This is a genomic window from Sphingobium sp. TomTYG75, assembly GCF_054771635.1.
Map to the genome: position 1 here is coordinate 2,542,595 of NZ_BSRE01000001.1, position 26,657 is coordinate 2,569,251.

Sequence of the window (26,657 nt, forward strand, 5' to 3'; positions counted from 1 at the left end):
GATCCCGTGCGGCTGAGGATGTAAGCTTACGGCTTTCGCTGGCATGACGCCGGGAGAACTCCGCTCAATCCCCCATCCCACTGACATCCACTTCCTTCAGCCCAATCCCGATCGATGCCCGTGGCTGCTCGATTTCCGCCGATGAAACCGGATAGGCGCAATAATCGGCCGCATAAAAAGCGCTCGGCCGATGATTGCCGGAAATGCCTAGGCCTCCGAACGGCGCGGAGGACGAAGCGCCGTTGGTCGGCCGGTTCCAGTTGACAATGCCTGCCCGGATATTCGCCCAAAACTGATTATATTGCTCGGGCGACCCGCCGATCAGGGAAGCCGACAGGCCATAACGGCTATTGTTCGCCTCCGCGATCGCCGCTGGGAAATCGGGAACGCGGATTACCTGTAGCAACGGCCCGAACAGCTCTACGTCGGGCCGTTCCGTCATCGCGGTCACGTCGATAATAGCTGGGCTCAACAACGGCCTGTCTTCCGACAGGCGCACGAGATGCTTTATCGGCCGCCCGCCATGGCTCATCAGATAAAGGAAGCTTTCGGTTAGCTGGTCCGCCGCATGATTGTCGATGACCGGTCCCATGAAGGGGGCAGGGTCGGCATGCGGATGATCGACGATCAGCCGGTCGGCGATCTTCTTGACCTCGCCGATCAGCATGTCGGCCAGCTCTTCCTTGACGATCAACCGGCTCGCCGCCGTGCAACGCTGGCCGCTGGACAGGAAAGCCGACTGCACCACCAGGACGGCGGCGCTGGCGATATCGCCGGTGTCCCAGACGACGATCGGATTATTCCCGCCCATTTCCAGCGCCAATATCTTGCCCGGATTGCTGGCGAACTGCCGATTGATCGCCAGGCCCGTCGATGCCGACCCGGTAAATAGAATGCCGTTCACGTCGGCATGGGCCGCAAGCGCCTTGCCCTCATCCGGCCCGCCCAGCACCAGACGAACCACATCCTGCGGCACGCCCGCCTCATGGTAGAAGCGCACCAGCATTTCGCCCACCGCTGGCGTCTTTTCGGACGGTTTGAACAGCACGCCGTTCCCGGCCAGCAGGGCAGGAATGATATGGCCATTGGGCAGATGAGCGGGGAAATTATAGGGGCCTAGCACCGCCATGACGCCATGCGGTTTGTGCCGCACCGACTGGCGGGCGCCCATCGCCGATTCCAGCCGCCGCTGCCCTGTCCGCTCCGAATAGGCGGCCACCGAAATGTCGACCTTGTTCATCACGGCCGTGACTTCGGTTCGCGCGTCCCAAAGCGGTTTTCCCGTCTCCCGCGCGATCAGGTCGGTCAACACCTCTTCATTGGCGCGCACGACATTGACGAAGCGACGCAGCGTCTCGATGCGATAGGAAATCGGTTGTGCAGCCCAGGAGGGCCACGCCGCCCTGACCCGTGCGACCTCGGCCTCTACATCGCTAGCAGTCCCCTGCCACAACAGTGCGCCAGTGGCGGGTTCAATCGAAGTCAGCGTCGCGGACATACAGCCGATATGGCGGATAACAGCCCATTAGGGAAGCGGCGCAAAACAACTAAAACTCCTCTCCCCTTCCGGGGTCGATGAGAGGCGCGTGACTCTCATCGAGGCGGGGGAGAGGGGGGCGAGCGCAGCGAGCAAGCCCACCGCCTCAAGGCACGTCCGGACGATCCCCCATAGCCTCACCCATCCGCCGAACGGCGGCCACCTTCTCCTGCAACAGCGACCAGTCATCCCCCTCGACAATGGCGCTCCAGATCGCCTCGACCTCGTCGATATGCATCGAACAGGGCGCCGCATCGTTCCAATAGCCATGCTCCCTGCCGCCACTCGCCTCCATCCCCGCGACAGCCTCCCGGAACGCCGCCCAAGGTTCACCGGAATAGTCCGTCCCCTCGCGCGGCTCGCCACCGCGCCAGTCATGGAAAAAGCGATCAATCGGCGTTGCGCTCGCCGCCATGCCATTGACTGCCGCCTGGATCATGGCGTTCGTGTCTTCCGAAGGCACGACGCCCAGCCGCCAGCAGAAGCGACGCACCATTGCCTTCTCAAACAGGTCCGGGAACCGCTCCAGTTGCTCAATCAACGGTTCGGCTTCAACCAGCGGCCTCAGCGAAACAGCCAGCTGCGCCACGTCCCAATGGATCGCCTCTGCTTGTCGCCCAAAGGCATAAAGTCCGGCATGATCGAAATAGGCGGCCGTAAAGCCCGGCTCCCAATTTGGCGTGAAGCGCCACGGCCCATAATCGAAGCTCTCGCCGGTCACATTGATATTGTCGCTGTTCAGCACGCCATGCACGAACCCCGCGACCATGTAGCTTGCCGCCAGATCGGCCGTCCGTTCGACCACGCGCCCAAGCAATTGCGCGGGGGCGTTGTTGCCCGGCTCCTCATCATAGAGCGTCCGCAGCGAATAATCGGTCAGCCGCTCCAACAAGGGTTTGTCGTCGAAATAGGCGGCGCGCTGGAACGATCCAATACGGATGTGCGAATGGCTAAGCCGCACCATCACCGCCGCGCGGGTGGGGGAGGGTTCGTCATTACGCTCCAGCGCCTCGCCAGTCTCGATCAGCGAGAAGGTCTTTGACGTGTTGACGCCCAGAGCCTCCAGCATTTCGGTCGCCAATATCTCGCGAACCCCGCCTTTCAGCGTCAGGCGGCCATCGCCGAAGCGGCTATAGGGCGTCTGCCCCGATCCCTTCGTCCCCAGATCCAGAAGCCGTCCCGCATCGTCGCGCAGCTGCGCGAAAAGGAAACCGCGCCCGTCGCCTATGTCGGGATTGTAGGCCCGGAACTGATGTCCATGATAACGCAGGGCCAAGGGCTGGGGCAGGTTGCCAGGCAGGGGGGCGAATCGCCCGAAATGACGAATCCACTCGTCATCGCTTAGCGTTTCCAACCCCACACTGGCTGCGGCCCGGTCGTTACGGTATCGTAAAATCGTCTGTGGGAAGTCCGCCGGGGCGACCTCATCTGCGAAATCCGGCTGTAATCCGAAGATTTCCTTTGCCGGATTGTATCTGTTTGCTTGCGAGGATTTGTCCATGCGGCGATATGGGGGAGCGGGGCAGGAAGTTGCAACCGCTGGACATTTATTTGAGGGCGCACCGTTGACCAGCTTCACCGACGGCTATTGGTGGTCTCCCGATGGCCTCAGGCTCCATTATCGCGATTATGGCGGGGGCGAAGACGGTCGCCCGCCGCTACTGTGCCTGCCGGGCCTGACCCGCAACGCCCGCGATTTCGAACCGTTGGCCGATCGTCTGGCGGGCGATTGGCGCCTCATCTGCCCCGACATGCGCGGCCGGGCCGAAAGCGCTCAGGCCAAGGACCCGATGACCTACGTCCCGCTGACCTATTTGCAGGACATCAGCCGCCTTCTCGCCGACCTCGCCATCACCCGCTTCGTCGCGATCGGCACCTCGCTCGGTGGCCTCATCACCATGTTGATCGCCGCGACTCACCGCGAGTGGCTGGCGGGCGCGCTTTTGAACGATGTCGGGCCAAAGCTCGAGCAGGGGGGGCTGGACCGCATCCGGACCTATGTGGGCGTTGGCCAATCACATCAAAGCTGGGTCCAGGCCGCCCGCGCCCTCGAAGAGGCGAACCGCGACATCTATCCCCGCTATGGCCTCGAACAATGGCTAGCCATGGCCAAGCGCCTGTACCGCCTCAACAGCGGAGGTCGCGTCGTGCTGGACTATGACATGCGGATAGCCGAACCCCTCCGCTTGGCCGGAGGTGAGGCCGGGGTCGACCTATGGCCCGTAATGTCTTCCTTCCAGGGCATTCCTTCATTGATTCTGCGCGGCGAACACTCCGATGTTATCAGCGCCTCAACAGCCGAACGCATGCTGTCAGATATGGGCTCGAGCGCTGAACTGGTGACCGTTCCCGACGTCGGCCACGCGCCGATCCTGGACGAGCCGGAAGCTGCCGCCGCCATCGACCGCCTACTCGCTCGAGTCCTGTATGGCTGACGCTCATCAGCGGCCGCCCCGGCTTCTTCATGTTCACGGCAGCTTCTCCCTCGGCGGCAAGGAAGCGCGCGCCGTCCGTCTGATGAACCTGTGGGGCAATCGCGCCAGCCACACGATTGTCAGCGCGGCGCCCGAAGCAATGGGCGCCCGATCGGCGATCGCGCCGGGAATAGATGTCAGCTTCCCCGATCCTCCACGGCTCACCGGCCGTCCCGGCCCAGGCCGCTTCCGGGCTTTAGGACGGTTCATGTCCAGTTTTGACCTCGTTCTCACCTATAATTGGGGCGCGATGGATGCTGTCATGGCCCATCGTTTCTGCTCATCCTTTTTCCCGATGCCCCCGCTCATCCATCATGAGGACGGCTTCAACATCGAGGAGGCTGAGCGCCTCAAGACAGGGCGCAACCTCTACCGTCGGCTGGCGCTCCAGCGCGCCCAGGCCGTCGTCGTGCCGTCCATCCGGCTAAACCAGATTGCCCGCGCGATGTGGCATCAGCCTGCGCGGAAAGTGCATTTGATCCGCAATGGGATCGACGTCGCACAATATCTTCAACCCGTTCCCGGCGCCATTCCAGGGCTGGTGCGCTCACCGGGCAAGCTGCTTGTCGGCACGCTGGCCGGTTTGCGCGCGGTGAAGAATATCCCCCGGCTGGTCCGCGCCATCGCGCCGCACCGTGATAAGCTGCAACTGGTGGTCATCGGAGAAGGGCCTGAGCGCGACGCGATCATGGCTGAAGCCGCGCGGCACGGGCTCGATGACATCTGCATGCCCGGGTTCCTGCCCAATCCTTCGTGTTTCATCGGCTTGCTCGATATCTTCGCCCTTTCCTCCGACAGTGAACAATTCCCCATCTCCCTGGTGGAAGCGATGGCCGCGCGCCTGCCGGTGGCGTCAACCGACGTGGGAGATGTCGCTCAGATGGTCGCGCCGGAAAACCAGCCATTCATCGCCTCTGATGAGGCGGCGCTGTCCGACGCGCTAGGACGGCTGGCCGCAAGTTCCGAGCTTCGCAACCGTCTGGGTGACGCGAACCTGCACCGGGCTCAACGCGATTTCGAAGAGGCCGCAATGGTGGATGCTTATGCGACGCTTTATGGACAGGTACTATCCAGCCCCCATATTTTGCGGTAGGGCGCGGCCGTAAATTCGTCATCGGTCGTGAAAGCTGCTATAGAGCGGCCCTTAGTCGACGGGTGACCCAGCAGATGTTGCGCGGGAGATTAGGTTGTTCAAGGGTTTGAAGCCCATCATCTATGGTGGTCGTGAAGTATGGCCGCTGGTCGAGGGCGGGAAAGGCGTGGCCGTCTCCAATCACGCCAGTTCCGGTGCATGGGCCGCTGCGGGCGGCATTGGCACCGTGTCGGCGGTCAATGCCGACAGCTATGATAGCATGGGCAATGTCATTCCCCAGATCTACCACGGTCGTACTCGCCGCGATCGTCACGAAGAATTGATCGCCTATGCCGTCGATGGTGCGGTGGAGCAGGTGAAGCGCGCTTTCGAAATCGCTGGCGGTAAAGGCGCGATCAACATCAACGTCCTCTGGGAAATGGGCGGTGCGCAGCGCGTGCTGCACGGCGTTCTGGAAAAGACCAGGGGCATGGTGGCGGGCGTCACTTGCGGCGCGGGCATGCCCTACAAGCTCAGCGAAATCGCGGCCTCTTATGGCGTGAGCTACCTCCCTATCGTCAGTTCGGGCCGTGCCTTTCGCGCCTTGTGGAAGCGGGCTTACTCAAAGGCGTCTGAATGGCTGGCGGCCGTGGTGTATGAGGACCCGTGGCTGGCGGGCGGTCATAACGGCCTTTCCAATGCCGAGGATCCGCGGGAGCCTCAGGATCCCTATCCGCGCGTCAAGGCGCTTCGGGAAACCATGCGCGAAGGCGGCATATCCGACGAAGTGCCAATCGTCATGGCAGGCGGGGTTTGGCACCTTAAGGATTGGAACGACTGGATCGACAATCCGGAACTGGGCACCATCGCGTTCCAGTTCGGCACACGCCCGCTGCTGACGCAGGAAAGCCCTATCCCCCAGCTTTGGAAGGAACGCCTGACCCAGCTGGAACCGGGCGACGTACTGCTTCATCGCTTCTCGCCGACCGGCTTCTACAGCTCGGCGATCCGTAACCCCTTCCTGCGCCAGCTTGAAGCCCGGTCGGAACGCCAGATCCCGTTTAGCACGGAGCAGGCGGGCGATCACACGCATCAGCTTGATGCAGGCGTGAAGGGCAAGAATTTCTGGGTAACGCGCGGCGACCTGTTGCGCGCGCGCGAATGGGTGGGGCAGGGCCTCACCTCCGCTCTCAAGACGCCGGACAACACGCTGGTATTCGTCACCGAAGAGGAACGGGCGGAGATCCGCAAGGATCAGACCGACTGCATGGGCTGTCTCAGCCAGTGCGCATTCTCAAGCTGGATGGACAGTGAGACCAACTCCACCGGCCGTCTTGCCGATCCAAGGAGCTTCTGTATCCAGAAATCCTTGCAAGAGGCGGTGCATGGCGGGGACCTAGACAAGAACCTTCTGTTCGCCGGACATGGCGCTTACAAGTTCAAGCAGGATCCTTTCTATTCCAACGGTTTCGTGCCGACGGTGAAGCAGCTCGTAGACCGTATTTTGACGGGCGACTGATGGCTGAAATTCAGGGGTTGGCGGTGCTGGAATATCACACGCCACATTTCGACATAATGCGCCCGGGCCAGTTCGTCCTTTGTGCGATTTCGGGTGCACGTATAGATCTTGACGACCTTAAATATTGGAGCGCTGAGTTTCAGGAGGCCTATCGGGGTCCCGTTGAGGCGACCCAGTCCTTCCTGCGTCATCGCGGCTTAGTGACGGCCTGACCGGCGCCGCACTTTTTGTTCCCTTTCCTGGTTTGATGCGTTATCCTGTCCACGCAGGCGACATAGATCGCCGCGTGCGGAAGGATGTCGACGATGTCGCGAATTGATATCTATGGCGATCGGATATGTGTCGTCACCAGCTTCCTCATTGTGGGCTGGTTTATTTACGACATTCTATTTTGATCGAACCTCGGCAACAGCGGCAAGCGTAAGTGACTGCCGTTAAAGCAAAGCTATGTTTCCTTTCAAAAGCGGCATTGTAGAAAGGCGTCGAGCTTAAGGCTCCGCGGCTTTTGAAGGATGACAGCTTGCTCCGCGTCAACAACGGCTAAAGCGCACGGCCCCCATGCGACCACGCAAGGTTTCGTGTTCCTCCGCATAAGGAGAAGACGATGAGCCCTCGACCCATTCTTGCACGCCGCAAACGCCCTGGCGACACAGGGCGCGACATCTACATTCCACACTCATCCTGGTCGCGGAAGCCCAGAGCTACGGCTGATGCCGTGATTGCGCCCGAAGACTTTTGGGCCAAACTCGGCATCTGATCAGCGGAAAACGACGGTCTTTCGACCATTCAGGAGCACCCGGCGGTCAGCGATCCAGCCGACCGCTCGCGCCAGAACCTGCGCCTCGATGTCGCGGCCGATGCGGATCATGTCTTCGGCCGTGGCACGATGGTCGACGCGCTCCACGGCTTGTTCGATGATCGGCCCTTCATCGAGGTCGGCGGTCACGAAATGCGCCGTCGCGCCGATCAGTTTGACGCCGCGCTCATGCGCCCGGTGGTAGGGCCGCGCACCCTTGAATCCCGGCAGGAAGCTGTGATGGATATTGACGCAACGTCCTTCGATCTGTTCCACAAGCTTTTCGGACAATACCTGCATGTAGCGTGCGAGGATCAGATAATCCGATCGTGATCGGCTGAAGACGTCCAGCAAAGCGGCTTCCTGCGTTGCCTTATCTCCGTTCGCCGGAAGCTCATGATAGGGGATGCCATGCCATTCGGTAATCCGGCGCATGTCGGGATGGTTCGACACGACCCCCATGATGTCGATGGCCAACGTCCCTGTCTGCCAACGGTGCAGGAGGTCGGCCAGACAGTGCGAGCCCTTGGAAACGGCGAGCAGCATCCGCGGCTTTTCCTGTGCGGCGGTGATACGCCAGTCCATGCCGAAGCGCGCGCCTACGGCATCGAACTCGCCTTGCAGTTGCTCGGTATCCGTGATCCGGCCATCGGTTGCCTCAAAAGCCACCCGCATGAAGAAGCGCCCCGCTTCCCTGTCGGCATATTGCTGGCTGTCCGTGATGAAGCATCCGCGTTCCGCCAGGAACTGGCTAACCGCTGCAACGATTCCCACACGGTCGGAGCAGACAAGCGTCAGCACCCATGATGGGACAACCGGATTTTTCAAAGGGAGCCTCCGCGAATGATCGGGAAAGCCGTTGCCTTATGCCGCCCCCATGATCAAGCCGTTAAAGGACTTCAACCATTGGCGCTCGTCATCGCGAAAATTCCGGTGGCATTCCCCGCGTCGAATGACAGGTCCAGCAACCCGTTTGCGGGATCGACATCCCGGCTGATGAATTCGTAGAAAGAACCGGGTACTTGCCTCACCTTGTTTCCGGCAAATAGCCGTTCGATTGGGTCTGCGCGAAGGGCGGTCTGCTTCACGCGGCCATTGCGGGAGATTTCGACCTCATCCTTGATCGGCCATCCGTCAGCTTTCAGCCGCTGGGCCAAGGCCGCGACATCCGCCACCCGGTCGGTGGCATGGTTGAAGGCGTTGCCCTCCGTCGCGATCCACGCGGCTTCAGGCGACCGCGATAGCAACAGTTCATAGTCTTCCAACGTGGCAGGATCATGCTGCCGATCGAAGGCAGACACCAGGACCGTCAAGGTCGTCCGCGCATGCTCGAATGGGACAAGCTGTCCAGATTCATAGGCGCGCAATACTGCCCGCGTTTCCGGATCGATCGGATCGAGCGACGTGCCAAAAACGCGCGTCGCGACTGTAGCAAACTCGGCATCAAAACGATCCACATGCAGTTCCGAAACGAAGAATTGAGGAATGTCTTGGGGAGCGTCGGCATGCGCATAGGCGCGGCCGGTCATTTTCAGCCGGTCCAGAGGATAAACCCCAGCCAGCGTATAGCCCAATGGCTTTAGGATACGCGTGAAAGCGTCTTCCCCGGCGGGCAAAGCTCCCGTGGGGCCTTGGGGCAGGCGGATCGTTCTTAGTGCTCCATGATCGAACACCACTTTGCCACCGCTGGCCAACCTGTCCGCCACATAAGCAGCGCCGCTCGGAACCCGTTGCAGCAGGCCGTGAAACAGAATGACGTTCAAGGCCATGGCAAGCGCTGCCCGAGAGACATCAGGGCCGGTTTCCGCCAGCAAAGGCGGTACGATCGTAAGCGCCGCAAGCACTTGCTCCGCAGCACTATCGCCCAGCGTGGCCCTGACCAGCGCTTCTACATTTCCCTGATCGCTATCGACGGCCATGGCGCGCTCCATATCGAATATGGCTTTATCGCGCGCCGATCCGCGACTTCCAAGAGGCAGTGTTGTTCCCTGTCACATTTTCCGGGGCATGCAATCGGCACCAGCTGCCTTGATGGCACTGCATAGCCGAGACGCTTCCGCGTTGTTCGCCAACGGCCCAGCCTGCAACCTGGTCATTGCTCCGCCTTTCACCAAAAAAAGCTGATAGGCCGACAGGCCAGCCACTTTGCCGCGCAGACTGGTCCAAAGCGCGCGCGCGCGGGCTTCTTCGCTAAACGCTCCCAGCTGTACGCGCCAGGGTCCGTTGGCAGCTACCTTGGGCTCTGGCGTCTTGCTGGCCTTAGCCTTTTCAACGACTGGCTTCGGCGTTTGGGCGGCGGCCACGGCGGCCTTGGGCGCATCAGATTTCGGCTTCGGCAATGGCTTGACGGGCGTAGGCTTTTCCGGAGTGCGCACAGGTCGCAGATCGGCGCTCGCCATCGACGGCGCTTCTTCGCGCAGAATGGGCATGGCGGACAGGCGGCCATTGGCTTCCGCCAGCGCCGCTACCTCGTTCTGGCCCATCTCCCGCGCCAGCGCGAGCCCCTGCTGACGTTGATCATCAGGGATATATTTATCCATCTGCTTCAGGCTGGCCGTTGCCTGCGCCAGGCCCGCCGCCGCCGCCCGGCTCATCAGGGCATAGGCGCGGGGCCAGTTCTTGGTCGTCAGATCTCCGTTAAAAAGGGCCGTGCCGACGATATATTGGGCGCGCGGTTCGCCCCGCGCCGCGGAGCGCTGCAGATAGGGAAGGGCGCTCGCACGCTCCCCTTGCTGAAACATCAGCAGGCCGAGATTGTCCTCGGCCCGAACGTGCCCCTGCGCGGCGGCCTTCCGATACCAATCGAGCGCGACGGCCATGTCGGCTTTGACACCACGTCCAAGCTTGTTCGCCTGGCCCATGTTGAATTGCGCATCAGGATCGCCTGCCTGCGCAAGCGGCCGCCAGACGCTGACGGCTTTTTCATAATCACCCTGCTGCCAGGCATCGACCCCGGCTTTTACATCGGCAAGGGCAGGTGGCGCCAGACTCAGCATCGTTGCGGCGGCCAGGATGCCCCAGATGTACTTCATGTGCATGTGCTCCTGAAAGAACAGCGTAGCCCCAGCCTATGAGCGAACAAGGTTAACGCTCGCTTAGCATTAGGATGCGCATTCTTCATACCATGCTTCCTTTTGAAGGATGCGCCGAAGTTAACCAATTTTTAGGTGCCGCCGTGGCAGTCCAATAGGCAATTGGATTTTCTGGGGGAAACGCGCGTGCGCATACTCGCATTGGCATCGCAAAAAGGCGGATCGGGGAAGACCACCTTGTCTGGTCACTTGGCCGTTCAGGCGCAAAGGGCAGGCGCTGGCCCGGTCGTCCTGATCGACATCGATCCCCAGGGGTCTCTTGCCGACTGGTGGAATGAACGTGAGGCCGAATTTCCCGCCTTCGCCCAGACGACGGTCGCGCGTCTTGCAGCCGATCTTGAAATTCTGCGTCAGCAGGGCTTCAAACTTGCCGTGATCGATACGCCCCCGGCGATCACCATGGCCATTCAAAGCGTCATCTCCGTCGCCGAACTGATCGTGGTGCCGACCCGTCCCAGCCCTCATGACCTGCGCGCTGTTGGTGCGACGGTGGACCTGTGCGAACGGGCAGGCAAGCCGCTGATCTTCGTGGTCAACGCCGCTACGCCGAAGGCGCGGATCACATCGGAAGCTGCGGTAGCACTTTCCCAGCATGGCACAGTTGCGCCGGTAACACTGCATCATCGCACCGATTTCGCCGCATCGATGATCGACGGCCGCACGGTGATGGAGGTTGATCCCAACGGCCGTTCGGCGGGCGAGGTCACGCAATTGTGGACCTATGTCTCCGACCGCCTGGAAAAGAATTTCCGTCGCACGGTCTTCTCGGTGCCCAACGGCACGGCGGGGACCAGCGGTGCGGTTCGTCCAGCGACGGGTGGCTTCGGCCGCCGCGTCGTAGGTCAGTAAAGGGAGGGAAGACATCATGGCCGAACCCAAGCCACTCGCTTCGCTGACCTCCGGACTTCTCGCCCGCAAGGGCGCTGCCCAGCCCGCCATGCGCCGCCCCATCATGGGCTTCGGCCATCAGGCAACGGCAGCGCTGCTCCAGGATGATCTGGGCTGGAACGACATGGGCTTCGATGTGACCGAGCCTGAACCGGTCCCTGCCGAACCTCGCGCCGTTGTCGGTCTTACCCCGATGACGCTGCCGCCGGTAGCCGCGCCCATCCCTTCCGTCGTTGTCGAGCGAGAGGAATTGGCCGAGCGCATGGAAGAAGCGGTCAAGACGATCGCTCCCGCCATCCGCACCGGAACCAAAGGCCGCAAGGCCGCCTTCACGCTGCGGCTGGACGCGGATCGGCATCTGAAGCTTCGCCTTGCGAGCGCCGTCGCGGGCCGTTCTGCCCAACAGATGGTGACCGAAGCACTCGATATTTTCCTCGCCAGCCTGCCGGAAATCGACCGGCTCGCGCAGCAACTGCCGCGCGACGAAGCAGAGTAAGAAGGATCAAGCCATGAAGCGCAGCGCTCTTTCCAAGGCGGCACTTTCGTCGCTGATCGTTGGAACCACGATGGTCGGCTGCACCGGCGCGGCATTCCGTCCGTCTGCGATCGCAGCGGCCAAGGAGGATCCCAGCCGTGCGACGGCAGCCATCGACAAGGCGTTGATCAGCCGGGATGGCGTTCGCGCAGTCGCGGCGGCAGAGGCGGCGGTCAAAGCTGCTCCACAAGACGCAAATTATCGGCAGTTGCTGGGCCGCGCCTATATCGCGAGTGGCCGTCTCATTTCCGCCGAAACCGCGCTCACCGACGCAATGACCCTTGGCAATCGCGATTCCCGCACGATCGTCAGCCTCGCCCTGGTGAAGGTAGCGCTTGGGAAGAATGATGCTGCGCGCGAGTTGCTCGCGACCAATTCAGACGTCGTTCCCGCGAGCGACTATGGACTCGCCATGGCAATGGCTGGCGACGCGGCAGAGGGTGTTCGCATCCTGTCCGAAGCCATTCACGATCCCTCGGCCACCGCGCGCACGCGCCAAAATCTCGCCTATGCCTATGCGCTGGCGGGACGGTGGAAGGATGCGCGCGTGATGGCGGGCCTCGACCTCGAACCGCTCGCCGCCAATCAGCGCATCGCTCAGTGGGCGCAGACCGCTGCTCCCGATTTCGCGCAGCAGCGCATTGCCGGTCTGATGGGCATAGCCGTTGATGGCAGCGACGCGGGTCAGCCCGTCGCGCTCGCCCTCGCCACCGAAGCCGCGCCGGTCCAGATGGCAGAGGCAAGTGCGGCCGAAACGCCGACCGCTTCCGTTGCCGAGGAGGTGGCCCCCGAAGCGACGCAGCAGGAACCAGTTCAGCAGGCGGTCGCCTTCACGCCTTATGTCGCTCCGGCGATGCCCATGAAAATATCCCATGCTCCGGCAAAGGCCGCAGGGCTCCGCCAGCAGGCAGTCGCTCGCGCTCCGCTCGCGGCTCGCCCAGCACTTCGTTTCGATGGCAATGGGAACAGCCCGTGGGTCGTTCAACTTGGCGCCTATTCAAACGCTGCGATCGCCAAGGAGAAATGGTACGACATCGCCCGCCGGAACAGCGCGATAGCCGCGTTGCCGGTCCTCACCAGCCAGATTACCGTGAACGGCGTCAGCTATGCCCGCCTTGCGGTCAGCGGCTTTGACGATCGTGTGGAAGCGGCGGCGCTATGCCACGCAATCCGCGCTCGCCGTGGCCAATGCTTCGTTCGGGAAAAAGCCCCCGGCGCGGCGCCGCAGCGGTGGGCGCTGGCATCCAAGCCGCGCCAGTTCGCTTCGCGCTGACTTAACGTCTTTCAGATCGATGACCTCATCCCCTCATGGGGATGGGGTTTGTCGTGTTTACGCTCTTTCGAGACGCTGAAGGGCGTCGCTTCGGTGGCGAGCAATTCATCTCTACAGTCTCAACATAAGAAGCGACGTAGCGATATTCCGGCAAGCGAATATGCGCGCGCTTTGTCCGCCCGCTCGGACGAATTCCGCTATTTTCCGCAAATTTCTAGAGCCGCCCAAGTGGGCGAAAGTGGCTCCCCGAGTAGGATTCGAACCTACGGCCATTCGATTAACAGTCGAATGCTCTACCGCTGAGCTATCGGGGAGCAGCCCGGCTCTCGCTGGGCAGGCCGCGCCTATAGCAGCGAGATTCTTCGGATGGCAAGGACAGAATTGCGAATTTTTTCAGGCGATGAATTGTTCCGCTGCGATCCGGTCATCCAACGTATGTTCGGGGTCGAAAAGGAGGGTGAGAGGCGTCCCTCGATCGATCTGCACCTCGACCTCGGCGACGTCACGGACTTCGCGCTGATCCGCGACCGCGCTAACGGGGCGCTTCACCGGATCAAGCACGGTGAAACGGATCGCCGTGCTTTCAGGCAGGATCGCCCCACGCCAGCGGCGGGGACGAAAGGGGCTGATCGGCGTCAACGCGACCAGGCCCGAACCCAGCGGCAGGATAGGACCATGCGCGGACAGATTATAGGCCGTAGAGCCAGCAGGCGTTGCGACCAGCACGCCGTCGCATACCAGTTCAGTGAGCGCTGTTCGGCCATTTACATGGACTTCCAGCTTCGCCGTCTGGCGCGTCTCACGCAGCAGCGACACTTCATTGATGGCGGGAATCGAAAAGCGTTCGCCATCGACGGTATCGACCGTCATGCGCAACGGATTGACCTTGAAAAGCTTGGCCGCCTCGATCCGCTGTTCCAGCCGTTCCAGCCGCCATTCGTTCATCAGGAAGCCGACCGTGCCAAGGTTCATTCCGAACACAGGCATGATCCGGCGGCTCTCCAGCATGGAATGCAGCGTTTGCAGCATGAATCCGTCGCCACCCAGCGCGATGATCATGTTCGCCTGCTCGAAAGGGACGAAGTCATAGGCGGCGCGAAGCCGTTCCTCGGCGGCCTTCGCAGCTTGGGTGGGGGACGCGAGCAGGGCGCGCCGCGGTTCCTCGGTCATCCGCCCGTTACACTCATGTGGCGGCTAACCGCTGCGGTCGGCGCATCGCCGCCGATGCGAAAATCATGCTTGGCTGGCTTCAAACGCAGCGCACGATCGATCAGCGGTTCGACCGCCCCGATGCCACCTTCACGGAAGGCAGTCTTGAGGTCGACATGATCCTCATGTCCCAGGCACATGAATATCTTCCCTTCGCAGGTCATGCGCATACGGTTGCAATCTGCACAGAAATTGTTGGTCAGGGGCGTGATAAGCCCCAATTTCACACGCATTCCGTCAACCGCATGATAGCGTGAAGGCCCGCCCGTGCGATGCGCGATCGGTCGCAGTTCATGCTGCTGCGGCAGTTGTTCCACTACTTCCGTCAGCGGCAGATAATGATCAGTGCGATCCTCGCCAGTCTCGCCCAGCGGCATCGTCTCGATCAATGTCAGGTCAAAACTCTGCTGATCGCACCATTGGAGCATGGGCAGGATTTCATCATCATTGACGCCCTTCAGCGCCACCATGTTGATCTTGATCGCGAGACCCGCCGCCTTCGCCGCCGCCAGCCCCTCAAGAACCGGCCGGATGTCCCCATTGCGCGTGACATGGGCGAACCGCTGGGGATCGCGGCTGTCGAGGCTGACATTGATCCGCCGCACGCCCGCGTCGAAAAGCGCCTCCGCATGCTGGGCCAGCCGCGTGCCGTTGCTGGTCAACGTCAGTTCGTCCAGCCCGTCGCCCAAATGGCGTCCAACGCGCCGCACGAGATCGATAATGTCCCGTCTGACCAGCGGTTCGCCACCGGTTAGCCGGATTTTGCGTACGCCGCGAGCGATGAAGAGGTCGGCGAGCAGCGCGATCTCCTCCAGCGTCAGCACCTGATCCTTGGGCAGGAAGGTCATGCGCTCCGCCATGCAATAGCGGCAACGCAGGTCGCATCTATCCGTGACCGAAATCCGCAAATAGCTGATCCGGCGGCCCAACGCATCGGTCATGGCCGTGCGCCCAAGATCGGGCTTGTTCATGCTCGACTAGCTAGGCCATGGCAAAGTCCGGTGCAAGCACTGCCGGTTGCAGGAGCGTGAACGGGTCGCTAACGCCTGTCTGCTATATGCCCGCCATGCGCTGTACCCCGGGAGTTTTGATGTGAGCGGTGAATCCGCACTGCATGGACAGCGCAGCCTTTTCATTCTGTCGCCCGGTGACAGGGATGGCTTGTCGCGTGCGGCTGGTCTGGCTGGCTGGCGTGCCATCGCGGCCCGGCGCACGAAGGATGCGCCGCAACGGTTCCTGCATAGCGACGCGCAGATCGCCCTTGTCGACATGCGCGATGCGGCGGACGGAGCCAGCGGCCTCATCGATGCCTTTTCCCCGGCCGTAGAGGCGGGCGGTGGAGCGCTCATCGCCCTGATCGACGCGCAGGCGCTGGGGTCTGTCACGGGACTGCTGGAAGTGGGTGCGACCCATTTTCTCGCCGCTCCATTTTCAACCGATCAGTTGCGGGCGACGCTCGCTTCGGCCCAGCGTCTCGTGGACCGTCTCGGCGGCGGCACGGTGCCTAGCCAGCGTGCCCAGCGCATACGCCGTGGCGACGCGCTATTCTGGGAATTGGAGCGGGGAGGGCGATCCCTGCGTCTCAGCGACAATCTCGCCCGGCACCTCAACCTGGATCGCCAGACGATCAGCCCTGCGCAGTTTGCTCGCTGCCTGCCTCGTGCGGAACGGCGGTCGGTTATTGCGGGCCTGCGCGGCATGATGCGATCGGGTCGGCCAGAATCCTTTGCCCATGCCGCGCCGGGGCGACCGGGCGATCGGCTCGTTCATCATCTCCGCCTGATCGACGGCGTCGTGGCTGCCGATGTTGAGTGGTTGTCTGATATGCATGGGGACGATGCGACCGGCCGGGACGACCTGACCGGCCTTAGCTCGCGGCAGGCGGCGCTTGAGTGGTTGGAAAAGCGTTCCGGTCTTGCCACCACGATCCTCCTGCTCTCGATCAGCCAGTTCGACCGCATGAACGCCGCCTATGGTCAGGTGGTCGGCGACGCCCTGCTCGGCCGGATTGCGAGGAGGATCGAGCGGATGGCGGCAGACGCCGCGCCCGGCGCGATCGTGGCCCGCATCGCCGGGACGGAATTTCTCGTCGGCCTCACGGGCGAGGCAGCCGCGAGCGACCGCGCAACCTTCCTGGCGCGCCAACTAATTGGCGTCATCGTCCGGCCCTTTAGCGCAGGCGATCACCTAATCCGCCTGACGGCCCGCTGCGGCATCGCCCAATCGCGAGCAGACGATGATGCTACCCGGCTGCTACGGCGGGCGGGAACCGCTCTGGCGGACGCACGGGCAGGGGGTGGAGAAGGCATTCGCATCTTCTCGGCCGAAAAACGCAGTCGACAGGTCGATGCCGACCAATTGGAAACCGACCTGCGCCTTGCGCTGCACCGGGGAGAAATCGGCATCGTCTTCCAGCCGCAATATCCGGTAGGGGGCGATCACATGACGGGGGTGGAGGCGCTCGCCCGCTGGAACCACCCTCAATATGGCCCCCTCGGCGCGGGCATGCTTTTCGCGACCGCCGAACGATCCGATTATATGCTTCCACTTTCGGCCCACATCCAGGCCGAAGCGCTGCGTCAGGCGGCGGCTTGGCCCCGGACGCTCTCGCATCTTCGTCTGTCGATCAACGTGACCGCCGCCGATATCGCGCAGCCGGGCTTCATGTCGCAGTTCCTCAACCTCGTTGACGAAAGCGGCTTTCCCCGTTCGCGCCTGACGGTTGAGATCACCGAAAGCGGCCTCATCGAAAATATCGCTGCGGCCACCGCGCTCCTCACCGCTCTTCGCGCGGAGGGTCTGGCGGTAGCGGTCGATGATTTCGGCACCGGCTATTCCAGCCTTGCCTATCTGAAAAGCCTCCCCCTCGACTATCTCAAGATCGACAGCGGCCTGGCCCAGGACATTGCGGGCACTGCGCGTGACCGGATCGTGGTGCGGGGCGTCATCCACATGGCCAAGTCCCTCGGCATGAGCGTCATTGCCGAGGGTGTGGAAACGCAGCAGCAACTCGATTTGCTGGCGCGCGAAGGTTGCGACTATTATCAGGGCTTTCTGCGGTCGGCCGGGATATCCTCCGCTGAACTGACCGCGATGGCGCTGAAGGGCTGAGGCAGCCTAAAAGGCGATTCCGGCCCGGCCGATCAGGGTTGCTCCTGAGTGACGCGCTTCGCCATCGATGCTGCTATTTGCATAACGCACGCCCGCAAACCATTGCCGCTTCAGATAATCGATGCTGATCCCGTGGTCCCAATATGTGCCATCAGGCCGCAGGCGGGCTGCATCTTCCATATTGCGGGTCCGGCCGCTCGAACGACCGACATGCGCCGAGACGGTGAACGGCGTGCCGGGGATACCCGCCGATGCCGAAGCCGAGAGGTAAAGATTATCTCCGCCAATCGAGCTTTGTCGTGGTGCATAGCTGGCGTTGACGTCGATATTTGCCGGGCCGATCAGGAATCCTGCACCGGCTCCAACCTCGCCATATCCCTGTCCCGACGCACCCGGAAACAGGTGATATACCCCTCTCGCAGAAAGCCGCCATGCGCCCATTTGCCGGGCATAGGATGTGCCAAGGTCCACCACGGGATCGGCTCCACGGTGACGGCTGCTGTTCCATAAGGATGTCGCGGCGGCATCGAAGCTCAATCCCTCCGTCGCCTGTATGACGATTGTTCCCCGCACGACCGGGTCGCCATCGCTCCAGCTCAACCCCCGCCTGCGTTCATCGCTTGCCACCTCGGCGGTCGCCGAAAACCGGTCAGCATATTGCGCGAAGGCGGGGGAAGAGGTGGCGGCCAGCATCATTGCCGCCGCCACCGTCAAGCGTGCGTTAGTTTGAGGCAAGATTGCGCACCGCATCCAGCTCGGCCACCAAAGGCGCGCGATCCCTCTCGGCCACCGCTACCAGATGTTCGCGGACCGCCGCTTCATGCTGCGCCATATTGCGTTCACCCGATTGGCGGCCGGGGGTACATGCCCCATGCTCGCTGCCGGAAAAACGCTTGTCATGGGAAACCGTGCGGGCCAGCGCCGGACCATGATTGAGTGCGCGGTCCACGATGACTGTCGCGGTCCACTGGCACCGCTGCATATCGATGCGGTTGGGTGTTCTCGCGCCAACCGTCCTGGTGGCAAACTCGACGCGAGCCGAGTAGGTGGCTTGCACCGGCGTTCCGCCATGGTCGATCTGCACGCTGTGCGTGGCGGCAACCGCTGCCATCGCTACGAAGGTCAAAATCATGTCAATCTCCTTCTCGATGCCGGACTTTGCTGTCCAGTCATCGACGGAGCATTTAGATGGCTGATGTTGCTGTTACTTTGCTGACGCACGACAAAGCGGTGCTGGCGAGAGGCGCAATCTCACGGCCATCCACTGTCAGCTAGCCGACTTCGCCAACCCCTTTGACAATTGCAGCGCTCCGTTCAGCCGCGCCGCCGGGTCTGCCCAGGCGCGATTGACCACGACCTTGCTATCCGGCCGCAACCGCGCCACGCCATTAAGCCGCTGGATATAGGCAACCAGTCCCTCCGGCTTGGGGAAGCGATCTTCGAAGAAGCTGACGAGCGCGCCCTTTGGCCCCACATCGATCTTCGAGATATTGGCCGTCACGCAATTCTGCTTGATCTCGATGATCTTGAACAGATTCTGCGTCGGCGTCGGCAGCTTGCCGAAGCGGTCGATCAACTCCGCCGCAAAAGCCTCCAGCCCCTGCCGATCCTCCACCTCGTTCAGGCGGCGATACAGTCCCATGCGCAGGTCAAGATCGGGCACATAATCCTCCGGTATGAGGATCGGCGCATCGACGCTGATCTGCGGCGAGAAGCTGTCCCGCTTCTCAATCCCGGCGCCGCCTGCCTTGGCCTCAAGGATCGCGTCCTCTAGCATCGACTGGTAGAGTTCGAACCCGACTTCCTTGATATGGCCCGATTGCTCGTCACCCACCAGATTGCCCGCGCCGCGAATGTCGAGGTCGTGGCTCGCCAGCTGGAACCCGGCGCCCAGCGTATCGAGGTCGGACAGCACCTTCAGCCGCTTTTCCGCCGTTTCGGTAATCACCTTGTTCGCAGGCGTGGTGAAATAGGCATAGGCCCGCGCCTTCGACCGCCCCACGCGCCCGCGAAGCTGGTACAGCTGCGCCAGCCCAAACCGATCCGCGCGATGGATGATGAGCGTATTGGCCGAGGGAATATCAAGGCCACTCTCAACGATCGTCGTCGACAGCAGCACGTCATAACGTTTGTCGTAGAAGGCCGACATGCGCTCCTCAACCTCAGTAGCGCTCATCTGACCATGGGCGACGATTGGCTTCACCTCCGGCACTTCTGTACGCAGGAACTCCTCCACCTCGGTCAGATCGGCAATGCGCGGCACGACGAAGAAGCTCTGCCCCCCGCGATAATGTTCGCGCAGCAAGGCCTCGCGGATGACAACCCCGTCCCAGGGCATGATGTACGTCCGCACCGCCAGACGATCGACCGGCGGTGTCTGGATCACGGACAGTTCCCGCAAGCCCGACATCGCCATTTGCAATGTCCGGGGGATCGGCGTTGCCGTCAGCGTCAGCACATGAACATCGGTCTTCAGGCTCTTCAACCGCTCCTTGTGCGTGACGCCAAACCGCTGTTCCTCGTCCACGATGACGAGACCCAGCCGTTTGAACTCCAGCCCCTTCGCCAACAGCGCATGGGTGCCGACGACAATATCGATCGTCCCATCGGCCAGCCCGGCCTTGACCGCCTTCGCTTCCTTGTCCGGCACCAGCCGCGACAGCCGCCCGATATTGACTGGAAAGCCTCTGAACCGCTCCTCGAAATTCATATGATGCTGCCGGGCGAGCAGGGTGGTCGGGCAGATCACCACAACCTGCATCCCCGCCATCGCCGCCACGAAAGCGGCGCGCAAAGCCACCTCGGTTTTGCCGAAGCCCACATCGCCGCACACCAGCCGGTCCATCGGCCGCCCCGCGCCCAGATCCTCGACCACGTCCATGATGGCGCGGTCCTGATCTTCGGTCTCCTGATAGGGGAAGCGATCGACAAAGGCCGGATAGCCCGCGCTATCCGGCTCCGCCACCGTCGCCGCCCGGAGCGCGCGCTCGGCCGCCGTCTTGAGTAACTCACCCGCAATCTCGCGGATGCGCTCCTTCATCTTCGCTTTGCGCCGCTGCCACGCCTCGCCGCCCAGCCTGTCGAGGCTCACCCCCTCGCTGTCGGAGCCATAGCGGGAGAGAACCTCCAGATTCTCCACCGGCACATACAGCTTGTCGCCGCCCGCATATTCCAGCGCCACGCAGTCATGCGCGGCCTTGGCCACCGGTATCTGCGTCAGCCCCTCATAGCGCCCGATCCCATGGTCCATATGCACCACCAGATCGCCGGGCGAGAGCGTCGCCAATTCCTGCAAAAAGGCGTCGGCATTCTTCTTCCGCTTGGCCCGCCGCACCAGCCGGTCGCCCAGCATGTCCTGCTCGGTCAGCACGGCCACATCGGGCGCGGCAAAGCCATGGTCCAGCGGCAGGACGGTCAGCACCGTGCTGCCCCCCGCAGCGATCCCCAGCGCCTCTTGCCAGCTATCCGCCGCCGCGACCCGTTTCAGCCCATGATCGACCAGCAGCCCCGAAAGCCGCTCCCGCGCGCCCCCGGAGTAGCTGGCGATGACGACTTTCTTCTTCGCCCGCTGGAGGGAATCGATATGCTTCCCCACCGCCTCATAGACATTGGCGTTCTGCGCCCGCTCCGGCGCGAAATCGCGAGGCCCATCGACGGCGAAATCGATGACGGAGGCGCTTTCCGGTTCATGAAACGGCGTGGTCGCATGCATCGGCCATTCGCGCACGATGCCGTCCCATTCTTGCTGCTCCAGATACAGCGCCTTCGGCTCCAGCGGCCGATAAGCCCCCGGATCGGACGACTTCGCCTGCACCCGATTGGCGTGATAGTCCCGGATCGCCTCGAACCGAGCCTCCGCCGCGCCCGCCACGCCATGATCCAGCACGACCAGTGTATCGTCGCCCAGATGCTCGGTCATCGGCACCAGCCGTTCCTCGAACAGCGGCAGCCAATGCTCCATCCCTGCCAAGCGCCGCCCGTCGCTCACCGCCTGATAGAGCGGATCGCCGGTCGCCGTCGCCCCGAACGTCTCGCGATAGCGCCCGCGAAACCGCTTGATCGTCTCTTCATCCAGCAAAGCTTCGGAAGCGGGAAGAAGGGTGAAGCCCTCCACACTCCCGCTGGTCCGCTGGTCCGCCGGGTCGAAGCGCCGCACAGTCTCGATCTCGTCGCCAAAGAAATCGAGCCGCAGGGGCTGTTCCTCACCACCGGGAAACAGATCGACTATGCCCCCGCGAATGGCGAACTCGCCCCGGTCATGCACAGTATCGGTGCGGACGTAGCCATTGGCCTGCAACATCTCTGCGAGCCGCGAAATCGCTATCCGCTCCTTGGGCGCGAGCTTCGCCACCAACTGCCGCACGCGGAAAGGCGTCAGCGTCCGCTGCGTCAACGCATTGAGCGTTGTCAGGACAAGCTGCGGCCCCTTGGGGTTCCCCTGCAACGCATAAAGCCCCGCCAGACGCGCCGAAGCCGTCCGCAGCGAAGGACTGGCCCGGTCATAGGGAAGGCAGTCCCAAGCCGGGATTTCGACAATCTCGATCTCCGGCGCAAAATAATGCGCCGTATCTGCCACCGCTCGCATGAGTTGCTCATCCGGCGCGACGAACAAGGCGCGCGAAGGCGCTGCCCGAGCGATGTCCGCGAGCAACCATGGCTGGAATCCCGCCGGAACCCCGGAAAGGGTGATGGGGGAGGAGGCTTTGAGGATTTTCAGAAGGTCGGTCATCTACATCTCAGTCCCCCTCCCGCAAGCGGGAGGGGCTAGGGGTGGGCAATCCAGCAGAGGCGGCGCAGGCCCACCCCGCTGCGACTAGCCGAACCTGTGGCCCGGCAAGTCTCACTGCCCCTCCCGCTTGCGGGAGGGGAGAAGAAGTCACTTCCTCCCAATCTCCACAAAATCCATCTTCACAAACTTGTCCCACATTGGTCCGCGCCATTGCTCGGGCAACGGCAACGTCCCCAAAGCCCAAGCCATGATGTCGGCATCCTGTTCCTCGATAAACCGCTCGAACCAGTCGATCTCCTCCGCGCCCCACTCGGCATGGTAGCGATCGAAAAATCCACCCACCGCCAAGTCCGCTTCCTTGATGCCGCGATGCCAGGCACGGAATTGCAGGCGGCGGATGCGGGGATCTTCGTTCACAATTTGTTCCTTGCGCGGGCATGCCGAATACACCGATCAGATGTTTGCGCATCGTCCCGGCTGGGCTAGATGGCGTCAGATAGCCATGCGACCCGATATCCTCAACCCACTCTTCACCGAAATCGAAGCCCTGAAGGGCGTCGGTCCCGCGCTTGCCAAGCCGCTGGAGCGCCTTGGCCTTGCCCGCGCCGTCGATGTCCTACTCCACCTGCCGGTCAGCTTTGTCGATCGCCGCATGGTGGACGAGCTGATGCTCTCCGACTCAGGCCGGGTCATCGGCATAGAACTCACGCCTACCGACTACCGCGCGTTCGGCAGCGCCCGCGCGCCTTTCCGCGTCATAGCGCAGGACAGGCACGGCAATACGGTCGCGCTGGTCTATTTCGGCCGCAACAGCGCCTGGCCCCGCAAGCTGCTGCCCTTGAACGAACCCAAATTCATCTCCGGCAAGCTGGAGGCCTATGGCGAGAACCTCCAGATCGTCCATCCCGACTATGTCCTGCCGCCGGAGGAAGCCGCCACCATCCCGGCGCGAGAGCCAGTCTACGGCCTTTCCGAAGGCCTCACCAATAACCGCCTGCGCGACCTCGTAGGGCAATCACTGAGCCGCGCCCCAGATCTCCCCGAATGGATCGAACCCAGCCTGCTCGCCCAAAAGGGCTGGCCGACATGGCACGAGGCGCTCACCCGCATCCACGCCGACCCCAGCGATGCCAAGGCCCGCGAGCGCCTCGCCTATGATGAAATTTTCGCAGGCCAACTCGCGCTCATGCTGGTCCGCCAATCCTCCCGCAAGCGCCGGGGCATCCCCATCGAGGGAGATGGCCGTCTGCGCGCCATGCTCGAACTCCCCTTCGCCCCGACCGGCGCGCAACGCCGCGCCTTCGGAGAGATTGAAGGCGACATGGCGCAGCCCGTCCCCATGCTCCGCCTCCTGCAAGGCGACGTCGGCTCGGGCAAAACCCTCGTCGCGCTCATAGCCCTCCTCAACACGGTTGAGGCAGGCGCTCAGGGCGCACTCCTTGCCCCGACGGAAATCCTCGCTCGCCAACATTATGAAACGCTGCGCAAGATGGCGTCGGGTTTGCCCGTAACTATCGCCATCCTCACCGGCCGCGAAAAGGGCAGGGTGCGCGAATCCACCCTGATGGGCCTTGCAGACGGCAGCATCGATATCCTTGTCGGCACCCACGCCATCTTTCAGGAAGCCGTCCGTTACAAAAACCTCGCCCTTGCGGTGATCGATGAGCAGCACCGCTTCGGCGTCGCCCAGCGCATGATGCTTGCCGCCAAGGCCGAGCGCACGCCGCACCTGCTGGTGATGACCGCCACCCCGATCCCCCGGACGCTGACGCTCACCTATTATGGCGAGATGGACGTCTCCCGCCTGGACGAAATGCCGCCTGGCCGCCAGCCGATCCAGACCGTGGTCATGTCCGCCAACCGTCTCGATGAAGTGGTCGAAGCGCTCGCCCGCCACATCGAAACCGGCGGCCAAGCCTATTGGGTCTGCCCCTTGGTCGAGGAAAGCGAAACCAGCGATCAGGCCGCCGCCGAAGCCCGCGCCGAAATGCTGAAAATGCGCTTTGGCGATCTCGTCGGCCTTGTCCACGGCCGCATGAAAGGCCCGGAAAAGGACGCCGCGATGGAGGCTTTTTCCACCGCCCGCACAAAAATCCTCGTCGCCACCACTGTCATCGAGGTCGGCGTCGATGTCCCCAACTCCAACCTGATCATCATCGAAGGCGCCGACCGCTTCGGCCTCGCCCAACTCCACCAGCTGCGCGGCCGGGTAGGGCGCGGCCAGAACCACAGCGTCTGCATCCTGCTGCGAGGCGGAGCCTTGAGCGAAACCAGCCGTGCTCGGCTAGCGCTCATGCGCGAAACCAATGACGGATTCCGCATCGCCGAAGAAGACCTCCGTCTCCGTGGCGCGGGCGAAATCCTCGGCACGCGGCAATCAGGCGAGGCGCAGTTGAAGATCGCCACCCCTGAACATCTGTCCGCCCTGCTCGACAGCGCCCGCGACGACGCGCACCTCCTGATTGATCGCGATGGAGGGCTAGACGAAGCGCGCGGCCAAGCCGCCAGAACCTGCCTTTACCTGTTCGAACGAGATGCTGCGGTGGGATTGCTCCGAAGCGGCTAATTCGCGCGGCCTGCTCAGCGCGCGCAACGCCGGTATCGCCTTGGACCTGCGCTGCGAAGTACGCGAGGCAATGATGTACTTCCTGCGCACCGAAATGCCGGAGGCGCTAGTCCGGCCACGTCAACGGATCGAAGCCGATCAGAGCTTTGAGCAGCTCCTTACCAGGCGGTCTGCCGTGGCGGGATAAGCGACAGCATGGCCTCATAGACTTGCGGATCAATGGGCTGGCAAAACTCCACCCCGACCCGGCCATCCTCTGACCATCGAACGTCGGCCTGAACGTCCTTGACGACGGGCAGCCATATGGCGACCCGTTCCCCAATCGTGATCTCCGCATCGGTGCGGCACATTAAGCCGAGTTCAGAGATGTTGATGACCCGGACGCCATGGGTTCGGCCTCGGGCAGAGATATGGCTGACCATATCCACCAGCACGCGGGGCGTGCGGCGCTGATTGATGGAAGGGTCCCGTGAACGGGCGACCTGGGCGAGGCTTGCGAGCACCGAAGACATGACTGGAGCTTAAGGTGAGGAAGGTGGCGCCTTCCTTACCAGCTTTACTTAATCCGCCTTTAACTCTCTAAAGTTTCAAGCAGTTACCAAGCCATGTTTCTTAGCGCCGAAGCTCACCTTGTCTCCGGGCTTCAGCGCCAGCATGGGGTCGCTCACGACCTCGCCGTTCACGCGAATGGCGCCTTCGGCCAGCTTGCGCCGAACCTCTTTGTTGGAAGCGGCAAAGCCAAGCGCTGAAGTGCCCTGAACAATGGTCAGCCCTTCGGCCCCCACACTGATCGTCGGCAGATTGGCGTCCGAAGCGCCCTCTTCAAAGGTCTTGCGCGACGTTTCTGCGGCAGCAAGCGCGGCATCGGTTCCCCGGCACAGCGCCGTCGCCTCATTGGCCAGAACCTTCTTCGCCTCATTGATCTCAGCGCCCTGAAGCGCGGCCAACCGTGCAACCTCGTCCATCGGCAGGTCGGTGAACAGCCGCAGCCGGTTGGCGACGTCCGCATCCGCCGTGTTCCGCCAGAACTGCCAATAATCATAGGTGGAAAGCTGGTCTTCGTTCAGCCAGACCGCACCACCCACGGTCTTGCCCATCTTCGTGCCATCGGCATTGGTGAGCAGCGGCGTCGTCAGCCCGAATACCTGCGTCCCGTCCACCCGGCGCGCGAGTTCGACGCCGTTGACGATATTCCCCCATTGGTCCGATCCGCCCATCTGCAACCGGCAGTCCGACCGCCGCGACAGCTCCAGAAAGTCATAGGCCTGAAGGATCATATAGTTGAATTCAAGGAAGGACAGCGACTGCTCACGATCCAGCCGCAGCTTCACCGAATCAAAGCTCAGCATGCGGTTGATGGAGAAATGCTGACCGATTTCCCGCAGGAAGGGGATATATTCCAGCTGGTCGAGCCATTCGGCATTGTCGAGCATGATCGCGTCGGTCGGCCCGTCGCCGAAGGTCAGGAACCGTTCGAACACGCGCTTGATGCTGGCGACATTCTCCGCGATCGTCTCGGTGGTGAGCAGCTTGCGCGCCTCGTCCTTGAAGCTTGGATCGCCGATCTTCCCCGTGCCGCCGCCCATCAGGACGATCGGCCTATGCCCCGCCTTCTGCAACTGCCGCAGCATCATGATCGAAACGAGGTGCCCGACATGCAGGGACGGTGCCGTCGGATCAAAGCCGATATAGCCCGGCACGATCTGCTTGGCGGCAAGGCCGTCGAGCCCCTCCGCATCGGTCAGTTGATGGATGTAGCCACGTGCCTCTAGGAGGCGGAGCAGATCGGACGAGTAGCTGGTCATAATGCGGCGCCCTCTAGCATCACGACACAACAACGTCACTCCCCGTCATCC

General features: G+C 62.4%; 22 protein-coding genes, 1 tRNA gene and 1 pseudogene. 10 read left to right on the forward strand and 14 right to left on the reverse strand.

From position 1 onward, the window contains the following. Positions 1-64: 64 nt before the first annotated feature. The gene (astD, locus tag ACYU81_RS12880) at positions 65-1,498 is read right to left on the reverse strand and encodes a succinylglutamate-semialdehyde dehydrogenase (protein ID WP_449472108.1); all 1,434 of its coding nucleotides are present in this window, start codon (positions 1,496-1,498) and stop codon (positions 65-67) included. A 145-nt stretch (positions 1,499-1,643) separates the two neighbouring features. Next, complete coding sequence (locus tag ACYU81_RS12885; RefSeq protein ID WP_460987940.1) at positions 1,644-3,038, reverse strand: protein adenylyltransferase SelO; 1,395 nt, start codon at positions 3,036-3,038, stop codon at positions 1,644-1,646. Positions 3,039-3,102: 64 nt separating this feature from the next. On the opposite strand from ACYU81_RS12885, the gene ACYU81_RS12890 reads away from it, so the two are divergent. The 4 genes from ACYU81_RS12890 to ACYU81_RS12905 all read left to right on the forward strand — a co-directional run bounded on the left by ACYU81_RS12890 (position 3,103) and on the right by ACYU81_RS12905 (position 6,814). After that, complete coding sequence (locus tag ACYU81_RS12890; protein ID WP_460988189.1) at positions 3,103-3,972, forward strand: alpha/beta fold hydrolase; 870 nt, start codon at positions 3,103-3,105, stop codon at positions 3,970-3,972. Further along, entirely contained in the window at positions 3,965-5,104 is a 1,140-nt protein-coding gene (locus ACYU81_RS12895; protein WP_460987941.1) for a glycosyltransferase family 4 protein, read from the forward strand. Before ACYU81_RS12890 ends, ACYU81_RS12895 begins: the two co-directional genes overlap by 8 nt. 94 nt (positions 5,105-5,198) lie before the next feature. Then, entirely contained in the window at positions 5,199-6,602 is a 1,404-nt protein-coding gene (locus ACYU81_RS12900) for an NAD(P)H-dependent flavin oxidoreductase (protein ID WP_460987942.1), read from the forward strand. Continuing rightward, positions 6,602-6,814, forward strand: coding sequence for a DUF2093 domain-containing protein (locus ACYU81_RS12905; RefSeq protein WP_460987943.1), 213 nt, complete (start codon positions 6,602-6,604; stop codon positions 6,812-6,814). Before ACYU81_RS12900 ends, ACYU81_RS12905 begins: the two co-directional genes overlap by 1 nt. A 545-nt stretch (positions 6,815-7,359) precedes the next feature. On the opposite strand, the gene purU is transcribed toward ACYU81_RS12905, so the two are convergent. The 3 genes from purU to ACYU81_RS12920 form a co-directional block, all read right to left on the reverse strand. Continuing rightward, positions 7,360-8,199, reverse strand: a complete 840-nt coding sequence (gene purU / locus ACYU81_RS12910; protein ID WP_460988190.1) for a formyltetrahydrofolate deformylase — start codon at positions 8,197-8,199, stop codon at positions 7,360-7,362. Positions 8,200-8,297: 98 nt separating this feature from the next. After that, entirely contained in the window at positions 8,298-9,317 is a 1,020-nt protein-coding gene (locus ACYU81_RS12915) for a 2-oxoadipate dioxygenase/decarboxylase family protein (protein ID WP_460987944.1), read from the reverse strand. 72 nt (positions 9,318-9,389) lie between these two features. Then, a complete protein-coding gene (locus ACYU81_RS12920) occupies positions 9,390-10,436 on the reverse strand; it encodes an SPOR domain-containing protein (protein ID WP_460987945.1) in 1,047 nt (348 codons plus the stop codon). Positions 10,437-10,616: 180 nt separating this feature from the next. On the opposite strand from ACYU81_RS12920, the gene ACYU81_RS12925 reads away from it, so the two are divergent. Genes ACYU81_RS12925 through ACYU81_RS12935 form a run of 3 tightly spaced genes read left to right on the forward strand, consistent with a single transcriptional unit; the run spans position 10,617 to position 13,186 of the window. Then, on the forward strand, positions 10,617-11,339 hold the full coding sequence (locus ACYU81_RS12925) for an AAA family ATPase (RefSeq protein ID WP_449472118.1): 723 nt from the start codon (positions 10,617-10,619) through the stop codon (positions 11,337-11,339). 16 nt (positions 11,340-11,355) lie between these two features. Then, the gene (locus ACYU81_RS12930) at positions 11,356-11,874 is read left to right on the forward strand and encodes a hypothetical protein (protein ID WP_196226278.1); all 519 of its coding nucleotides are present in this window, start codon (positions 11,356-11,358) and stop codon (positions 11,872-11,874) included. Positions 11,875-11,887: 13 nt separating this feature from the next. After that, positions 11,888-13,186: an SPOR domain-containing protein gene (locus ACYU81_RS12935; protein WP_460987946.1), complete on the forward strand. Its 1,299-nt coding sequence runs from the start codon at positions 11,888-11,890 to the stop codon at positions 13,184-13,186. A gap of 239 nt (positions 13,187-13,425) precedes the next feature. Here ACYU81_RS12935 and ACYU81_RS12940 read toward each other — a convergent pair. From ACYU81_RS12940 to moaA, 3 genes are all read right to left on the reverse strand, one after another. Next, positions 13,426-13,500, reverse strand: a tRNA-Asn gene (locus ACYU81_RS12940). Positions 13,501-13,579: 79 nt separating this feature from the next. Continuing rightward, complete coding sequence (locus ACYU81_RS12945) at positions 13,580-14,356, reverse strand: NAD kinase (RefSeq protein ID WP_449472121.1); 777 nt, start codon at positions 14,354-14,356, stop codon at positions 13,580-13,582. Further along, entirely contained in the window at positions 14,353-15,366 is a 1,014-nt protein-coding gene (gene moaA, locus ACYU81_RS12950; RefSeq protein ID WP_460987947.1) for a GTP 3',8-cyclase MoaA, read from the reverse strand. The genes ACYU81_RS12945 and moaA overlap by 4 nt, the downstream gene beginning before the upstream one ends. A gap of 121 nt (positions 15,367-15,487) precedes the next feature. Here moaA and ACYU81_RS12955 point away from each other — a divergent pair, with 121 nt between their 5' ends. Next, on the forward strand, positions 15,488-17,506 hold the full coding sequence (locus tag ACYU81_RS12955) for a putative bifunctional diguanylate cyclase/phosphodiesterase (protein ID WP_460987948.1): 2,019 nt from the start codon (positions 15,488-15,490) through the stop codon (positions 17,504-17,506). A 6-nt stretch (positions 17,507-17,512) separates the two neighbouring features. On the opposite strand, the gene ACYU81_RS12960 is transcribed toward ACYU81_RS12955, so the two are convergent. From ACYU81_RS12960 to ACYU81_RS12975, 4 genes are all read right to left on the reverse strand, one after another. Continuing rightward, positions 17,513-18,202: a TorF family putative porin gene (locus ACYU81_RS12960; RefSeq protein WP_460987949.1), complete on the reverse strand. Its 690-nt coding sequence runs from the start codon at positions 18,200-18,202 to the stop codon at positions 17,513-17,515. A 25-nt stretch (positions 18,203-18,227) separates the two neighbouring features. Beyond that, on the reverse strand, positions 18,228-18,638 hold the full coding sequence (locus ACYU81_RS12965) for a hypothetical protein (RefSeq protein ID WP_460987950.1): 411 nt from the start codon (positions 18,636-18,638) through the stop codon (positions 18,228-18,230). Positions 18,639-18,773: 135 nt separating this feature from the next. Continuing rightward, positions 18,774-22,235: a transcription-repair coupling factor gene (mfd, locus tag ACYU81_RS12970; protein ID WP_460987951.1), complete on the reverse strand. Its 3,462-nt coding sequence runs from the start codon at positions 22,233-22,235 to the stop codon at positions 18,774-18,776. Positions 22,236-22,382: 147 nt separating this feature from the next. After that, positions 22,383-22,652, reverse strand: coding sequence for an FAD assembly factor SdhE (locus ACYU81_RS12975; protein ID WP_460987952.1), 270 nt, complete (start codon positions 22,650-22,652; stop codon positions 22,383-22,385). 85 nt (positions 22,653-22,737) lie between these two features. On the opposite strand from ACYU81_RS12975, the gene recG reads away from it, so the two are divergent. Next, positions 22,738-24,801, forward strand: coding sequence for an ATP-dependent DNA helicase RecG (gene recG / locus ACYU81_RS12980; protein ID WP_460987953.1), 2,064 nt, complete (start codon positions 22,738-22,740; stop codon positions 24,799-24,801). Then, positions 24,788-24,988: pseudogene (locus ACYU81_RS12985) on the forward strand (mechanosensitive ion channel family protein); the annotation flags it as partial. The gene recG and the pseudogene ACYU81_RS12985, both read left to right, overlap by 14 nt. Here ACYU81_RS12985 and ACYU81_RS12990 read toward each other — a convergent pair. Both ACYU81_RS12990 and tyrS read right to left on the reverse strand, forming a co-directional pair. Further along, positions 24,960-25,313 (reverse strand): PilZ domain-containing protein, encoded by a 354-nt coding sequence (locus ACYU81_RS12990; RefSeq protein ID WP_449472133.1) that lies wholly within the window; start codon positions 25,311-25,313, stop codon positions 24,960-24,962. The pseudogene ACYU81_RS12985 and the gene ACYU81_RS12990 sit on opposite strands and share 29 nt — an antisense overlap. A 75-nt stretch (positions 25,314-25,388) precedes the next feature. Beyond that, positions 25,389-26,606, reverse strand: a complete 1,218-nt coding sequence (gene tyrS, locus ACYU81_RS12995) for a tyrosine--tRNA ligase (protein ID WP_460987954.1) — start codon at positions 26,604-26,606, stop codon at positions 25,389-25,391. Positions 26,607-26,657: the final 51 nt, after the last annotated feature.

Coding starts and splice junctions, on each gene's coding strand:
- astD (WP_449472108.1), bottom strand. CDS start 1,498: ATGTCCGCGACGCTGACTTCGATTGAACCCGCCACTGGCGCACTGTTG.
- ACYU81_RS12885 (WP_460987940.1), bottom strand. CDS start 3,038: ATGGACAAATCCTCGCAAGCAAACAGATACAATCCGGCAAAGGAAATC.
- ACYU81_RS12895 (WP_460987941.1), top strand. CDS start 3,965: ATGGCTGACGCTCATCAGCGGCCGCCCCGGCTTCTTCATGTTCACGGC.
- ACYU81_RS12905 (WP_460987943.1), top strand. CDS start 6,602: ATGGCTGAAATTCAGGGGTTGGCGGTGCTGGAATATCACACGCCACAT.
- ACYU81_RS12915 (WP_460987944.1), bottom strand. CDS start 9,317: ATGGCCGTCGATAGCGATCAGGGAAATGTAGAAGCGCTGGTCAGGGCC.
- ACYU81_RS12920 (WP_460987945.1), bottom strand. CDS start 10,436: ATGCACATGAAGTACATCTGGGGCATCCTGGCCGCCGCAACGATGCTG.
- ACYU81_RS12930 (WP_196226278.1), top strand. CDS start 11,356: ATGGCCGAACCCAAGCCACTCGCTTCGCTGACCTCCGGACTTCTCGCC.
- ACYU81_RS12935 (WP_460987946.1), top strand. CDS start 11,888: ATGAAGCGCAGCGCTCTTTCCAAGGCGGCACTTTCGTCGCTGATCGTT.
- ACYU81_RS12945 (WP_449472121.1), bottom strand. CDS start 14,356: ATGACCGAGGAACCGCGGCGCGCCCTGCTCGCGTCCCCCACCCAAGCT.
- moaA (WP_460987947.1), bottom strand. CDS start 15,366: ATGAACAAGCCCGATCTTGGGCGCACGGCCATGACCGATGCGTTGGGC.
- ACYU81_RS12960 (WP_460987949.1), bottom strand. CDS start 18,202: ATGATGCTGGCCGCCACCTCTTCCCCCGCCTTCGCGCAATATGCTGAC.
- ACYU81_RS12965 (WP_460987950.1), bottom strand. CDS start 18,638: ATGATTTTGACCTTCGTAGCGATGGCAGCGGTTGCCGCCACGCACAGC.
- mfd (WP_460987951.1), bottom strand. CDS start 22,235: ATGACCGACCTTCTGAAAATCCTCAAAGCCTCCTCCCCCATCACCCTT.
- recG (WP_460987953.1), top strand. CDS start 22,738: ATGCGACCCGATATCCTCAACCCACTCTTCACCGAAATCGAAGCCCTG.
- ACYU81_RS12990 (WP_449472133.1), bottom strand. CDS start 25,313: ATGTCTTCGGTGCTCGCAAGCCTCGCCCAGGTCGCCCGTTCACGGGAC.
- tyrS (WP_460987954.1), bottom strand. CDS start 26,606: ATGACCAGCTACTCGTCCGATCTGCTCCGCCTCCTAGAGGCACGTGGC.